14 protein-coding genes are annotated in these 14195 nt (G+C 70.7%); 8 read left to right on the top strand and 6 right to left on the bottom strand.

Annotated elements, in window-relative coordinates; all coding sequences use genetic code 11:
• Window position 1: 1 nt before the first annotated feature.
• On the top strand, window positions 2–1528 hold the full coding sequence (locus ACWPQI_RS00195) for a serine/threonine-protein kinase (protein ID WP_048771170.1): 1527 nt from the start codon (window positions 2–4) through the stop codon (window positions 1526–1528).
• A complete protein-coding gene (gene pknB, locus ACWPQI_RS00190; protein WP_010595472.1) occupies window positions 1525–3438 on the top strand; it encodes a Stk1 family PASTA domain-containing Ser/Thr kinase in 1914 nt (637 codons plus the stop codon). Before ACWPQI_RS00195 ends, pknB begins: the two co-directional genes overlap by 4 nt.
• Window positions 3439–3466: 28 nt before the next feature.
• Here pknB and ACWPQI_RS00185 read toward each other — a convergent pair whose 3' ends face one another.
• Together ACWPQI_RS00185 and ACWPQI_RS00180 are read right to left on the bottom strand one after the other, a co-directional pair.
• Entirely contained in the window at window positions 3467–4123 is a 657-nt protein-coding gene (locus ACWPQI_RS00185) for an aminodeoxychorismate/anthranilate synthase component II (protein ID WP_010595471.1), read from the bottom strand.
• Window positions 4124–4143: 20 nt separating this feature from the next.
• Window positions 4144–4869: a DUF881 domain-containing protein gene (locus ACWPQI_RS00180; RefSeq protein WP_010595470.1), complete on the bottom strand. Its 726-nt coding sequence runs from the start codon at window positions 4867–4869 to the stop codon at window positions 4144–4146.
• A gap of 129 nt (window positions 4870–4998) precedes the next feature.
• On the opposite strand from ACWPQI_RS00180, the gene crgA reads away from it, so the two are divergent.
• Both crgA and ACWPQI_RS00170 read left to right on the top strand, forming a co-directional pair.
• Window positions 4999–5262 (top strand): cell division protein CrgA, encoded by a 264-nt coding sequence (gene crgA / locus ACWPQI_RS00175; RefSeq protein WP_003936616.1) that lies wholly within the window; start codon window positions 4999–5001, stop codon window positions 5260–5262.
• 66 nt (window positions 5263–5328) lie between these two features.
• A complete protein-coding gene (locus ACWPQI_RS00170) occupies window positions 5329–5781 on the top strand; it encodes a PH domain-containing protein (protein WP_010595469.1) in 453 nt (150 codons plus the stop codon).
• Here ACWPQI_RS00170 and ACWPQI_RS00165 read toward each other — a convergent pair.
• Window positions 5766–6692 (bottom strand): rhomboid family intramembrane serine protease, encoded by a 927-nt coding sequence (locus ACWPQI_RS00165; protein ID WP_040273131.1) that lies wholly within the window; start codon window positions 6690–6692, stop codon window positions 5766–5768. The two genes, ACWPQI_RS00170 and ACWPQI_RS00165, sit on opposite strands and share 16 nt — an antisense overlap.
• Window positions 6693–6703: 11 nt before the next feature.
• Entirely contained in the window at window positions 6704–7231 is a 528-nt protein-coding gene (locus ACWPQI_RS00160; RefSeq protein ID WP_017682271.1) for a peptidylprolyl isomerase, read from the bottom strand.
• An 89-nt stretch (window positions 7232–7320) separates the two neighbouring features.
• Here ACWPQI_RS00160 and ACWPQI_RS00155 point away from each other — a divergent pair, with 89 nt between their 5' ends.
• The gene (locus ACWPQI_RS00155; RefSeq protein ID WP_228287135.1) at window positions 7321–8193 is read left to right on the top strand and encodes an alginate biosynthesis protein AlgP; all 873 of its coding nucleotides are present in this window, start codon (window positions 7321–7323) and stop codon (window positions 8191–8193) included.
• 12 nt (window positions 8194–8205) lie between these two features.
• Here ACWPQI_RS00155 and ACWPQI_RS00150 read toward each other — a convergent pair whose 3' ends face one another.
• Window positions 8206–8373, bottom strand: a complete 168-nt coding sequence (locus ACWPQI_RS00150; RefSeq protein ID WP_017682272.1) for a hypothetical protein — start codon at window positions 8371–8373, stop codon at window positions 8206–8208.
• Window positions 8374–8610: 237 nt separating this feature from the next.
• Here ACWPQI_RS00150 and ACWPQI_RS00145 point away from each other — a divergent pair, with 237 nt between their 5' ends.
• Complete coding sequence (locus ACWPQI_RS00145; protein WP_040273126.1) at window positions 8611–10554, top strand: acyl-CoA dehydrogenase family protein; 1944 nt, start codon at window positions 8611–8613, stop codon at window positions 10552–10554.
• Window positions 10555–10646: 92 nt separating this feature from the next.
• Here ACWPQI_RS00145 and ACWPQI_RS00140 read toward each other — a convergent pair whose 3' ends face one another.
• Window positions 10647–11939 carry a lipase family protein gene (locus tag ACWPQI_RS00140; protein WP_152692998.1) on the bottom strand — a complete coding sequence of 431 codons (1293 nt, stop codon included), beginning with the start codon at window positions 11937–11939 and terminating at the stop codon, window positions 10647–10649.
• A 180-nt stretch (window positions 11940–12119) separates the two neighbouring features.
• On the opposite strand from ACWPQI_RS00140, the gene ACWPQI_RS00135 reads away from it, so the two are divergent.
• Both ACWPQI_RS00135 and ACWPQI_RS00130 read left to right on the top strand, forming a co-directional pair.
• Complete coding sequence (locus tag ACWPQI_RS00135) at window positions 12120–12800, top strand: hypothetical protein (RefSeq protein WP_010595463.1); 681 nt, start codon at window positions 12120–12122, stop codon at window positions 12798–12800.
• Window positions 12801–13005: 205 nt separating this feature from the next.
• A complete protein-coding gene (locus ACWPQI_RS00130; protein WP_010595462.1) occupies window positions 13006–14187 on the top strand; it encodes a DUF7159 family protein in 1182 nt (393 codons plus the stop codon).
• Window positions 14188–14195: the final 8 nt, after the last annotated feature.

Genomic DNA, 14195 nt, shown 5'->3' with positions numbered 1-14195 from the left:
TATGGCTTTGCACAGCGGCGCCATGATCGCCGACCGTTACCGGCTGCAACGGCTCATCGCCACCGGTGGCATGGGACAGGTGTGGGAAGGGCTCGACACCCGCCTCGACCGCCGGGTGGCGGTGAAGGTCCTCAAGGCCGAACTCTCCGGCGACGCGGACTTCCTGACCCGATTCCGGTTCGAGGCGCGCACCACCGCCCAGCTCAACCACCCCGGCATCGCGGGCGTGTTCGACTACGGCGAGACCACCGACGCCGAGGGACAGTCCATTGCGTACCTGGTGATGGAACTGGTGCACGGCGAACCCCTCAATGCCGTGCTCGCCCGGGTGGGCCGCCTGTCGCTGCCGCACACCCTGGACATGCTCGAACAGACCGGCCGGGCGCTGCAGGCGGCGCACGACGCCGGAGTCGTGCACCGCGACGTCAAGCCCGGGAACATCCTCATCACCCCCACCGGCCAGGTCAAGATCACCGACTTCGGCATCGCCAAGGCCGTCGACGCGTCACCGGTGACGCGCACCGGGATGGTCATGGGCACCGCCCAGTACATCGCCCCCGAGCAGGCCCTCGGCCAGGAGGCGACGTCGGCAAGCGACGTGTATTCGCTCGGCGTCGTCGGATACGAGGCCCTCGCCGGCCGGCGGCCGTTCCTCGGCGACAGCGTCGTCACCGTCGCGATGAAGCACGTGCAGGAGACCCCCGCTCCGCTGCCCACCGACCTGCCGGCGGGGGTGCGTGAGCTCATCGAGATCGCCATGACGAAGGACCCCGCGCACCGGTACACGAGTGGCGGCGAGTTCGCCGACGCCGTCGCCGCGGTGCGTTCCGGGCGATCGGTGCCGCCGCCGGGCAACGTGCCGCCGGTCACCGGTGCCACGCGGATCCTGCCGCCGGGGGTGCCGGGCACGACGTCCCCGGCTGCGACCCGCGCGCTCGGTCCGACCCCGCCGCCGCCGCCGTCGCGGCCGTACTACGCCCCGGCGTTCGCGAACGGCGGGGACCAGCCACCCACCGGCCCCGCCCCGTCCGGCGACAAACGCTCACCGAGCCCGAAGGCCATCGCCTGGGCGGCCGGGGCGGCCGTGGCGCTCGCACTCGTTGCGCTGGCGCTGGTGCTGCTGGGCGGCGACAATTCCGGGGACGCGGGCCCCGCACGGTCCACGACCACGCAGGCACCGACGACCACCACCCGTGCCACGACGACGACCACGCGGCCGCCGCGGACCACCACCACGACGGTGGAGCCGACGACGACGGCGCCCCCGACCACGACGCAGGCACCCACGACCACCCCCGAGCCGACGACGACCACCCCGCCGCCGACGACGACGACGGAGGCGCCGACCACCACCACGGCGCCCACCACCACCACGGCCGCCACCACGACGACGGCCGCCACCACGACGACGGCCGAGACGACCACGACCACCGTCTCCCTGCCGGACGACGGTGACGGCGGTCTCGAACCCGGAGCCATCGACAACCCGTTCACCCCGCTCGAGCCAGTCACCCGAGGACAGTCATGACCACACCCCGCAAGCTCTCTTCCCGCTACGAATTGGGTGAGATCCTCGGCTTCGGTGGCATGTCGGAGGTACACCTGGCCCGGGATCTGCGGCTCGACCGCGACGTGGCGATCAAGGTGCTGCGCGCCGATCTCGCCCGCGACCCCACGTTCTATCTCCGGTTCCGCCGCGAAGCCCAGAACGCCGCGGCGTTGAACCATCCGGCGATCGTCGCCGTGTACGACACCGGTGAGGCGGAGACCGAGTCCGGCCCGCTGCCGTACATCGTCATGGAGTTCGTCGAGGGCGACACGCTGCGCGACATCGTGCGCTCCCAGGGGCCGATGACCCCGAAGCGGGCCATGGAGGTCGTGGCGGACGTGTGCGCCGCCCTCGACTTCAGCCACCGCAACATGATCGTCCACCGCGACGTCAAACCCGCCAACGTCATGATCACCCGTTCCGGCGCGGTGAAGGTGATGGACTTCGGCATCGCCCGGGCCATCTCCGACGCCGCGAGCCCGATGACGCAGACCGCCGCGGTGATCGGCACCGCCCAGTACCTGTCGCCGGAACAGGCCCGCGGCGAGCAGGTGGACGCCCGTTCCGACGTGTACTCGGTCGGCTGCGTCCTGTTCGAGATCCTCACCGGCAAGCCGCCGTTCCAGGGTGATTCCCCCGTGGCCGTCGCGTACCAGCACGTCCGCGAGGACCCGCCGCTGCCGTCGTCGGTGAACTCCGCCGTCCCGCCGGAGCTGGACTCGGTGATCCTCAAGGCGATGGCGAAGAACCCCGCCAACCGGTACCAGAGTGCCGCCGAGATGCGCAGCGACCTGATCCGCGTGCTGAGCGGCCAGAAGCCCAGCGCACCGATGGTGATGACCGACGAGGACCGCACCACCATCCTCGGGGCCGTCGACGGTGCCGGGACACCCCGCAACGGCGCGGACCGCGGTCCCGCCGGAGCCGCTGCCGGCGGGACCGTGGCGACGCCTCAGCGCTCCCGGGTCCTGCGCAACACCCTGCTGGGCCTGGCGGCGGTCGTGATCGTCGGCATCGTCGGGGTGTTCCTGTGGACGTCGGGCCCGGGATCGAGCGCCGCGCAGATCCCCGTCCCCGACGTGCGCAACCTTGCCGCGGAGATCGCGGAGAGCAGGCTGCAGGATGCCGGGTTCGAGGTCTCGGTGCAGATGAAACCCGACGCCGTGGTCGCCTCCGGGAACGTCGTCAACACCCGGCCGGTCGCCGGAGTCCAGGCCGAGGAGGGCAGCACCGTCACCCTCGAGGTCTCGAGCGGCCCCGAACAGGTGCAGATCCCGCGGCTGGCGGGCATGAACCAGCAGGAGGCGCTGCAGGCCCTGACCGACGCCGGACTGCGCCTCGATCCGAACGTGGCCCGCGCACCGTCGTCGTCGGCCGAACGCGACACCGTCGTCGACCAGAGCCCCGCTCCGGGAGCCGACGCCGACCGCGACAGCGCGGTGCGGGTGACGCTCGGCAGCGGACCCGAGCAGATCCGCGTGCCCAACGTCGTGGGTCAGGCCACCGAGGTGGCGCGCGACAACATCGAGGCCGCCGGTTTCACCGTCGTGGTCGACGAGATCGACTCGAGCCAGCCGGCCGGGACGGTGGTGTCGAGCAGCCCGGCGGGCGGCACCAGCGCGACGGAGGGCGACACGGTCACCATCCAGGTGTCCAACGGCAACCGCATCGAGATGCCCGCGTTGACGAACAGGACGGTGTCCGAGGCACTGGCGGAACTGCGGGCGGCCGGCTGGACGGGCTCGCCGGCCCAGCTCGTGCAGAACCGCGAGGCCACCCTCGACCCGGAGCTGGTGGGTAAGGTCATCGCCCAGCAGCAGCCGCCGGGGTCGGAGATCTCCAAGTCGGAGACCCTCACCGTGGGTGTGGGCGTGCTGGGTATCCGCTGAGCTGCGGCTCGGGTGCCGTGCGGACGGCTCAGGCGACGCCCCCGGCGAGCGCCTGAGCCACTTCCGCCTCGAGACGGGCGACCAGCTGTTCGTCCGGCGCCTCGCCGCACACGCCGAGCCAGTTCGCGAGCATCCGGTGGCCGCCCTGCGTGAGGACCGATTCCGGGTGGAACTGGACGCCGTGGATGGGCAGCTCGCGATGCCGGAGGGCCATGACGATGCCGCTCTCGGTGAATCCGGTGGGGACGAGCTCGTCCGGCAGCGTGTTGGGCAGCACCGTGAGCGAGTGGTAGCGCGTCGCGGTGAACGGATCCGGCAGGCCGGCCAGCACACCGGTGCCGTCGTGCCAGACCGAGCTGGTCTTGCCGTGCAGCAGCTCGGGGGCCCGGTCCACGGTCGCACCGAAGGCGGCACCGATCGCCTGATGGCCGAGGCAGACCCCGAGCAGCGGCGTGCCCGCGTCGGCGCAGGCCCGCACGAGGTCCATGCTCGCACCGGCGCGCTGCGGCGTGCCCGGCCCGGGGCTCAGGAGGATGCCGTCGAACTCGGCCGCGATCCGGTCCGCGGCACCGGTGAGTCGCTCGTCGTCGTTGCGCCAGACTTCGGCCCGCGTCCCGAGCTGCCCCAGGTACTGCACGAGATTGAAGACGAAGCTGTCGTAGTTGTCGACGACGAGGATGCGCATGCGGAAAGGGTACCGACCCGTCAACGCAGCGTTGCTCCGCCCGTGTAGGCCGGTACCGACAACGACTCCGACGACTGCTGCGTGTAGCCCAGCCCGTAGCGCGCCGCGTACTGCTTGTACACGCGGATGCCCGGCTCGGCCGCCAGGGCGGCCTCGAGTCGCGCCGGGTCGCCCAGCGCGGTGATCACGTACGGCGGAGAGTAGGTACGGCCGTGCAGCAACAGGGTGTTGCCGATGCAGCGCGGTGCCGACGTCGCCACGAGCCGCTGATCCTGCATCGCGATCGCCTCGGCCCCGCCGGCCCACATCGCGTTGAGCACGCTCTGCACGTCCTGCTGGTGCACCACGAGATCGTCGGGCGACGCATCCGTCGGATACCTGCCGTCGGCGCCGCGCGGCGCATCGGTGAGGCTCACGGTGACCCCGGGGCCACGCCGTGCGGTCAGGCCGGCCGGATCCTCGAGAGCGACGGTGTCGGCGAGCACCGCGGCGACGTCGTCGTCGGTGGCCGCGGCCTGCGCCTGCAACTCGGTGACGCGTCCCGCGAGGTCGTCGCGGGTGGCGGCGAGCTCGTCCGACTTGGCCTGCGCTGCCCGCACGAGGTCGGACAGCCGCGCGGAGTCGCTCACGCGCAGTTCCTCGCCGTCGGAGACCCCGCGGGTGGTGCCGAGCAGCAAACCGGCGAGCAGGCACACGGCCAGCGCGGCGGCAGTCCACCCGAGCGCGCGGGCCCGGCCGTCCGACACGTGGACCCTCCGTTCCGGATTCTGCGTTAGCGTGTACTCACACTGGTAGTACACGCACTGGTAGTACACGCCAGGTAGCTGCCCAACCTACCTGTCCGCCCCGCGCGGTACCGCACGAACGAGGACGTCATGCCCAAGTCGAAGGTCCGGAAGAAGACCGACTACACGATCAACCCGGTGAGCCGCACCCCCGTGAAGGTGAAGGCGGGACCGTCGAGCACCTGGTACGTCGCGGTGATGCTCGGCTTCATGCTGATCGGCCTGGCCTGGCTGGTGGTCTACTACCTCGCGGCCGAGCAGATCTCGTGGATGAACGACCTCGGCGCGTACAACTTCCTCATCGGTTTCGGGTTCATGATCGTCGGCCTGATCATGACCATGAGGTGGCGGTGAGGTTACAGGAGTGTAGTTCATCCCCACCTGTGGACAAACCTGTGGACGAACTGGGGAAAGCTCCCCGTGTCCGGTGAACAACCCCTGCGCTGGTCCACGCCCCCGCTCGCGATCGTCGCGCTGGCGGTGGGCGGCGTCGTGCTCGCGGTGGCCGCGGCGACGACTCCCGATCCTGCCGGCCGCACCCTCGTCGGGCTCGCGGCCGCGGTCGCACTCGTCGTCGCGGCACTCGCGGCCCGGCAGCGCCCGCGGCTCGAGGTGCTTCCCGAAGGCGCCGGACTGGCCGTCACCCGCCTGACGGGACGACGCGAGCTGCCCCGCGCAGCCCTGACGCGGGTACGGATCGTCGCGTATCCGCGGCTCGGCCGGCGGGTCCCCATGCTGGAGATCGACGTGCGCGACACCCAGGGCGACGAGCAACTGCTCATCTTCGGGCGCTGGGACCTGGGTACCGATCCCCGCACGGTGTACGACGCACTCGCGGTGCGGGGACTGGCGCCGGATCAGACGCCGAGCTGAGCCCGCAGGCGCAGGACGGCCAGGGCGAGGACCAGCACGGTGACCACCGTGACGCCCCCCAGCGCGAGCCATCCCGTCCGGACGAAGCGGGCGCGGTCGTCGCCCGCGCCCAGTGCGCGCGGGGCGAACAACAGTGCCGCCGTCGCCGCCGCACCCGCGGCCAGGCCGCCGAGGTGTCCCCACAGGGAGATGCCGGGGATGGTGATGCTGATGACGACGTTGAGGACGACGATCGCCAGCACCGGCGCGGGGCTGCGCCGCAGCCGCATCAGGATCACCGCCTGCGCTCCCAGCAGGCCGAACACGGCGCCGGAGGCGCCGGCAGTGACGGCGCCGGTCTCGAGCAGCATCACTGCCGCGGATCCGCCGAGGATCGACACGAGGTAGACGGCCAGGTACCGGAGCCGGCCGAGGACGAGTTCGGTGTCCCGTCCGATCACGTACAGCGCGAACATGTTGACCGCGAGGTGCAGCACCCCGAAGTGCAGGAATCCGCTGCCCAGCACCCGGATGTACTCGTCGCGAGCGGCGATCATCGGCGGCCACAGCGCCCACTCGAAGAACAGGCTCGACGAGCGCTCGTTGTTCATCACGCTGCCGGACTGGGCCGCGGTGATCGCGAAGATTGCGGTGTTCAGCGCGATCAGGATGTACGTCACGAGCGGGGTGTTCGCCTGCGACCGGACGGGCGCGCCCGCGACGGTGCGGGCCTGCGGGACATCACGTCGAGCGGCCCCGACGCAATCGACGCACTGCTGACCCACCGCGGCGGACCGCAGGCAGTCGGGGCAGGCCGGTCGTCCGCATCGGCTGCACGAGAGCAGGGTCGGGCGATCGGGATGCCGGACGCACCGCGGCTGGGGCGGGTGGCCGCCCCCGCCGGCCGCGTGGCCCCAGCCGGGGTTCGTCATGTTGGTCTCTCTCAGGAAATGGTGATGCTGTCGATGACGACCGGCTCGACCGGACGGTCCGCACGGTCCGTCGCCGTCGTGGCGATCGCGTCGACGACCTTCCTCGACGCGTCGTCGGTGACCTCACCGAAGATCGTGTGGCGCCGGTTCAGGTGCGGGGTCGGTCCGACGGTGATGAAGAACTGCGAACCGTTGGTGCCCGGTCCGGCGTTGGCCATCGCGAGCAGGTAGCCGCGGTCGAACTGCAGCTCGGGGTGGAACTCGTCGCCGAACTGGTAACCCGGGCCGCCGCGGCCGGTGCCGGTCGGGTCGCCGCCCTGGATCATGAAGCCGTCGATGACGCGGTGGAAGACCGCACCGTCGTAGAACGGGCCGCTGGTCTCGCCCTTGGCGTTCTCGGTCTTGTACTCCTTGGTGCCGTTCGCGAGGCCGACGAAGTTCTCGACGGTCTTCGGGGCATGGTTGCCGAAGAGCTCGATCACGATGTCGCCGCGGTTGGTGTGCAGAGTCGCGGTTGCAGTCTTTTGAGGTGAAGTCACTCCTCCATCGTGCCATCCGGGTCCGCGACACCGGAGCGGTCCGTCTCTCATACCCCAGGAGTGAGGTTTCGCTGTGCAAAAGTGGGTACATGACGAGTGTGAGCGAGTCCAGAACCAAGAGCGGGTCCGGCACCGGAAGCGAACTCGTGTGCCCCCCGAAGGAATCCAAGGGGGCCGGCGGCTACCTGAAGCTGGCAGGTCAAGGCGCGACGGCCCTGGCGCGGGGGCCGCTTGTCACCGGACTGTTCGTCGCCCGGAAGGGTCTCGACGTCGCCCGGAACATGGCTGGAAACCGGGAGTGCCGCCGCGCACAGGCCGCAGCGACGATCGAGTCCGGTTCCCGGGGCCGGGGCCGCAGGCTCCTGGTGACGGTCGGTGCGCTCGGCGTCGTCGCCGCGGGTGGAGTGGTGTTCTACCGCAGCCGGCTCGGGGATCACCCGCCCGTCGCTCCGGAGCCGCCGCGGATCGAGTCGGTTCCGCCCGTGTCGGTCGCAGCGCCCGAGGCCGTCGCCCCGAAGACCGAAGCGCCGAAGACCGAAGCACCGAAGACCGAAGCCGCCACACCGAAGCCGGCGGACGCACCGAAGACGACGCCCCAGCCGGCCGCGACGCCCGAAGCCGCCGCCCCGAAGACCGAAGCACCGAAGACCGAAGCCGCCACACCGAAGCCGGCGGACGCAGCGAAGACGAAGCCCGAGCCGGCCGCGACGCCCGAGGCGGTGGCTCCGAAGCCCACGCCGGCACCGAAGCCCACGCCGGCGGCCGGCACGGCGCCGAAGAGCACAGACGCGGCACCGAAGGGCACGGCCGATGCGGCCCCGACCGGAAAGCATGCGGCCAAGGAGGAACCGGCTCGCAAGCCGACCCCCGAGCCGAAGAACGCGGCTGCCGGTGGCAAGGGCACCTCTGCGAAGCCGCAGCCGCCGAGTGGTCCTGCCGGGGGACCGAAGAAGCAGGACTGAGGTCCGCCGGGATCACGGGACGGAATCGGATCCGGGGCAGGTCGCGTCGCGCGCGGCCTGCCCTTCTTCGAGCAGTTGTCGTTCGGTGACGCGTAGTTCCAGATCGACGATCCGGCCGGCGACAACGTAGATCAGGATTGTCAGCAGTAGTACGACAGGTACGGACGCAAGGAATTCCATGTCGGCCTCCAGCGGTGGTCCGCGTAGGCGGGAAGGTGGAGGTGCTCGGGTGCGTCGTCGGTGACCACTCCAGCGTACGGACCCGCACGGGGTGCCTGTCGGGACGGCCACCGCGCCGCTCCGTGATCTGTCGCACACCCTCGGGTTACTCGCCGGTACCGATCCGGCGAATATCGTGATGCACGTCACAAAACGGGTGGATACTCGCCGGTAGCAGTCCTATCGGGGAGGCATCACATGGCACAGCAGATACACGCCAGCGAGGAACAGTCGCGCGCTCTCGCAGAGGAGTCCCGCGAGACCAGCTGGCACAAGCCGTCGTTCGCAAAGGAGTTGTTTCTCGGGCGTCTGACCCTCGACCTCATCCATCCGTTCCCGCGGCCCACCCCCGACGAGGAGGCCCGGACCGAAGGGTTCCTGGCAGAGCTTCGCCGCTTCTGCGAGGGTGTGGACGGCAGCCGCATCGAGCGCGAGGCCCGGATTCCTGACGAATACGTCGCCGGATTGGCCGAGCTCGGCTGCTTCGGCATGAAGATCTCCCAGGAGTACGGCGGCCTGGGACTGTCGCAGGTGGCCTACAACCGCGCGCTGATGCTCGTGGCCAGCGCCCACCCGAGCCTCGGCGTCCTGTTGTCGGCGCATCAGTCCATCGGAGTGCCCGAACCCTTGAAGCTGGCCGGGACACCCGAACAGAAGCGCGCTTTCCTCCCGCGGTGTGCGCGGGGGGCGATTTCGGCCTTCCTGCTGACCGAGCCCGACGTGGGTTCCGATCCCGCCCGTCTCGCCTCGACGGCGGTGCCGGTGGAGAACGGCGACGCGTACGAACTCGACGGCGTGAAGCTGTGGACCACCAACGGAGTGGTCGCCGAACTGCTGGTGGTGATGGCGCGGGTGCCGCGCAGCGAGGGCCACCGCGGCGGCATCTCGGCGTTCGTCGTCGAGGCGAACACCCCGGGCATCACCGTCGAACGCCGCAACTCGTTCCTGGGCCTGAAGGGGATCGAGAACGGCCTCACCCGGCTGTACAAGGTGCGGGTGCCGAAGGAGAATCTCATCGGCCGCGAGGGTGACGGCCTGAAGATCGCCCTGACCACCCTCAACGCCGGCCGGCTCGCGATCCCGTCGATGTGCGCCGGTGCCGGCAAGTGGGCGCTCAAGATCGCCCGGGAATGGTCCGGCGCCCGTGTCCAGTGGGGTCGCCCGGTGGGTCGGCACGATGCGATTGCCGGCAAGATCGGATACATCGCGGCCACCACGTTCGCCCTCGAAGCCGTGGTGGAACTGACCGGCCAGATGTGCGACGAGGACCGCAACGACATCCGCATCGAGGCGGCTCTGGCCAAGCTGTGGTCGAGCGAGGTGGCCTGCGAGATCGCCGACGAGTTGATGCAGATCCGAGGGGGACGCGGCTACGAGACGGCGGCGTCGCTCGCGGCCCGGGGGGAGCGGATGGTGCCCGCCGAGCAGCTCCTGCGGGACCTGCGGATCAACCGGATCTTCGAGGGCTCGAGCGAGATCATGCGGCTCTTCGTCGCCCGCGAAGCCGTGGATGCCCACCTGCGGGTGGCGGGTGAGCTGGCCGATCCGAAAGCCACTCTGGACACGAAGGCCCGGGCCGCCGCCAAGGCGAGTGGCTTCTACGCCAAGTGGCTGCCCCAGTTGGTGGCGGGCAAGGGCCAGCTGCCCACCTCCTACGGCGAATTCGGTCCCGTGGCACACCATCTGCGCTACGTGGAGCGGTGTTCACGCAAGCTCGCTCGGTCCACGTTCTACGGCATGGCCCGGTGGCAGGGTGGTCTGGAGAAGCGGCAGAATTTCCTGGGGCGGCTCGTCGACATCGGCGCGGAACTGTTCGCCATGTCGGCAAGTTGCGTACGGGCGCAGATGTACCACACCGACGGTCACCCCGAGACGGATGCGGCCTACGAACTCGCCGACGTCTTCTGCCTCCAGGCGAAGCTCCGCGTGGACTCGCTGTTCGCCGCGTTGTGGACGCACACCGACGATGCCGACCGGCAGCTCACGGCCGACGTCCTCGACGGCCGCTACACCTGGCTGGAAAAGGGCGTGATCGATCCCAGCGAGGGCACGGGCCCGTGGATCGCCGAATGGTCGCCCGGGCCGTCGGTGGAGCAGAACCTCGCCCGCAGATTCCTCGGCGCCGACCATCCGGTGGTGTGAACGGGCCGCCGGCCGCGCGCGCCCTGGTCAGCCGCGACAGCAATCGCTGTCGCGGCTGACCGTCCTGTCCGCGGATCCCACGCGGCCGTCGGTCAGAAGGCGCCGCAGTTGGACGGTGCGGGCCGCCCGGCGAACCGGTCGTTCAGGTAGGCGACCGCTTCGGGCATGCCCGCGACCAGCGGCAGCGCGTGATTGACGGCCAGGCCCGGCAGGATCGGCGGGGTGGTGTTCGTGGAGAACTGGACAGTGGCGCCGAGGGCGCACCAGTCCGTCGCGAGCCGGTGACCCTGGCCGTAGGGCACGATGTCGTCCATCGTTCCGTGCTGCACGAGTACCGGCACCGACGGCTGCAGGCGTCCGATCCGCTGCGCGGCGATGGCTTCCTTCGCCTCCGGCAACCGGTCGACGACCACGCTCAGCGGCTCGCCCGTGCGGGTGTAGTCGTTCGTGCGCTGGAAGCCGTAGCGGAAGATCGTCTCCGGGGCGCACTGGTTCGCCACCGACTGCAGCATCTCGCGTCCCCGGTCGTTGATCTCGGCGTCGATGAGATCCCGGAGCTCGGGGTAGGCCTCGCCCAGGCCGTTGATCGTGTAGCCGATCACGCCGGTCAGTGCCGTTCCGTCGACCTGGTTCAGCGTGGCCTCGAGGTCCGCGGGCGGCGCACCGGCATAGACGCCCACCAGGTTCAACTCGGGTGCGTAGGTCGGCTGCAGTTCGGCGGCCGCCGACACGGCACCCCCGCCCTGGGAGTACCCCCACAGGCCGACCGGCCCGTCGGGGGTGACGGACGCGGCGGGCAGGCTCTGGGCCGCCCGGACCGCATCGAGCACCGCGTGCGCCTCCGCGAGGCGGTTGACGTAGGTGTGGTGGCCCGGCGTCCCGAGACCGTCGTAGTCGGTGACGACGACGGCGATGCCCTGCAGCAGCATGGTGTTGATCGACAGCAGTTCGTACTCGGTGAACAGGTCGAGCGGCGGGGTGTAGGACACGAGCGAGTTCAGCTGCTTGGACGGCGCACACTGGTCGCCCTGGCCCTGGGTGCCCGGCGCGATCGCGACGAGCGGCCGCGGACCGGGACCGTTCCAGGGCAGCGACGGCTCGAGGTAGGTGCCGCCGACGGCGTTGGGGTCGCCGTTCGCATCGTGGCTGCGGTAGAGCAGCCGGGTGCCCTGTGCCGGGAACACGCCCTGCGGCGTCGGGACGCGGACGGCGAGGTCGGACGGTCCGCTGCGGAGTACGGCGCCGGAGGCGCCGGCCAGGTCGAGCGGAGGATCGTAGAAGTTCGCGTCCGCGCCCGCCGTCGCCGGCGCCGCGAGCATCGTTCCCGTCAGCGCCGCGGCCGTCGCCGCGGCGCCGACCCATCGTCGGGCGCGCCCCATCCCCATCCCCATCCCCACGGTCCCTTCACAGGTCGATGTCCGTGTGTCGGACGACACAAGCGGTACGCACTGTAACAGCTAACTTACCGGCGCGTAAGTGCGCATTTCGCATCTTGTGACCCGCACACGAGGTCGCGATCCGTCGTTTGTGCCCCCGCATCGCCGCTGGTCGGAGACAATCCGGGCATGACCGCGGAGCGCAGCGAACCGCACCTGCACCGGCTGACCACCCCGCACGCCGCCGCCGCCGTCGGGATCGTGTTCGCGGTCCTGTTCACGACGAGCATCGTCCTGATCCGTCAGGCGATCCCGGCGGACCCCTTCGGCACGACCGAGTGGCTGGACGCCGGCCGCTCACGGCTCACCGTCGCACTGATGCTGTCCCAGTTCGCCTGCATCGCGTTCCTGTGGTTCATCGGTGCGCTCCGGCACCGGCTGGGCGACCTCGAGGACCAGTTCTTCTCGACGGTCTTCGTCGGCAGCGGCCTGTTGTTCCTGGCGCTCATCCTCGTCACGATGGCCAGTGCCGGCGGTCTGCTCCTGGCGGACCAGGCGGCGGCCGTCCCTGCCCAGGAGTCGGCCGCCTTCGCGCACGCGCTGATCCTGCAGATCAGCAACGTCTACTCGATCCGGATGGCCGCGGTCTTCATGATCTCGCTGGCCACCATCTGGATGCGCACCGGGCTGATGCCCCGATGGCTGGTCGCCCCCACCTACCTACTCGCTCTCGTCCTGCTGTTCGCGGTGACCGAGGCGCTGTGGCTCACCCTGGTCTTCCCGGCCTGGGTGGCCGTGATCAGCCTGTTCCTGCTGACCCACGCCCGGCAGGCGTTCCCGCCCCGGCGGACGATCCGGCCGAGAACCTGACAGGTGCCACCCCCGCCGGATGCGAGAGTATCCGTCCGCAACTGCCGCAGCCTCGAGACCCTGGGTGCGCACGGGCGGTGCTGATCTCACGCGCGAATCCTAGTGGTCCCTGCAAGATCCCGCGCGATGCTACGGCGCGGCTTCCCCGGCCGTAGCCGAGTCGGTAGCAAGATGTACGCCGATCGTTGTCTACAGGAGGTTTGACATGGCTGTGGGAGTCGGTCTCCGGATCGGGAGCGTGGTGTCCACCGCGGTCCTCGCTTCCAACGACCCCGGCAGTCCCGATCCTGTCGTCATAGCCCGGGACACCGTCCTGCACATCGACTCCGACGGCACCACCGTCCTCGGCGGCGCCCCGCATCCGGCCGGCGAGGCCCGCTACCTGTCGGGATTCCTCGGCCGGGTCGGCGATCCCGCCGGCGTCACCGCCAGCGACGGACGCATCTACCGGGCCGAGGACTCGATGGCCACGGCAATCGCCTGCCTGCTGCACGAATGCCCCCCGCTGCCACCGGACAGCGGACCCGACGGCGGCCTGCCGAGCGTCACCGCCACCTACCCGTCACGGTGGGACCAGTCCACCGTGGCCGCACTGCGGGCCGCGCTCGACTATGCGGACCTGCGGCACATCGCCCTCGTGTCGGACGCCGAGGCGGCCGCGACGTGGTACGCCTCGGAGATCTCGGAGACCCCGGGACAGCTCGTCGGCATCTTCCACGTCGACGACGGCGGCTCGACCGTCAACCTCGTGCGTTCCGGCGTCTCGGCCGGCAAGGCGTTCCGGTTCGCCGCCAAGAGCGCCCCGTCCCCCGCGGCCCAGCTGGCCACCGCCCTCGGCGCCTTCGGCTGGCTTTCGCACAATCTGGACGCCGTCGTGGTGATGGGCGACGGGTTCGTCGCGCGCGACCGCTCGCACGTGCAGTCCATCGCGGACAGCCTCGCCGCGAAACTCGGGGTACGCACCCTCGTCGGACCCGGTCCCGAGCAGACCGCCGCCCTCGGGGCCGCCATCCTCGCGGCCGGCTTCACACCCGCACGCGTGGTCAAGGCGCGGATCGGACTGCCCCCGTCGTACGACGTCACCGATGTTCTCACCGGTGGCATTCCGCGCATCCGTGAACTCGAGGCGGCCGAGCGTGCCCGGGCCGAAGCGGCGGCCGAACGGGACAGGGCAGCGGGCGCACCCGCGAGCCCCGCACCCGTTCCCGCGACGACCGGCGCCGACCACCGATCCGGCGACGCGCGGCCCGAGGACGGCGACGCCGACGACACCGCCGGCGCGACGCTCACCTCCACCGCGACGCCGCCGAGCCGCAACTACTCGGCGATCGGAGCCGTGGTCGCGGTGATCCTGTTGCTGGCCTTCGCGGCCGTCGCGCTGCTCTGACCGCCCGG

It is taken from the genome of Rhodococcus sp. LMD (assembly GCF_056108245.1).
This window is presented reverse-complemented; position numbering and strand designations above follow the sequence as displayed.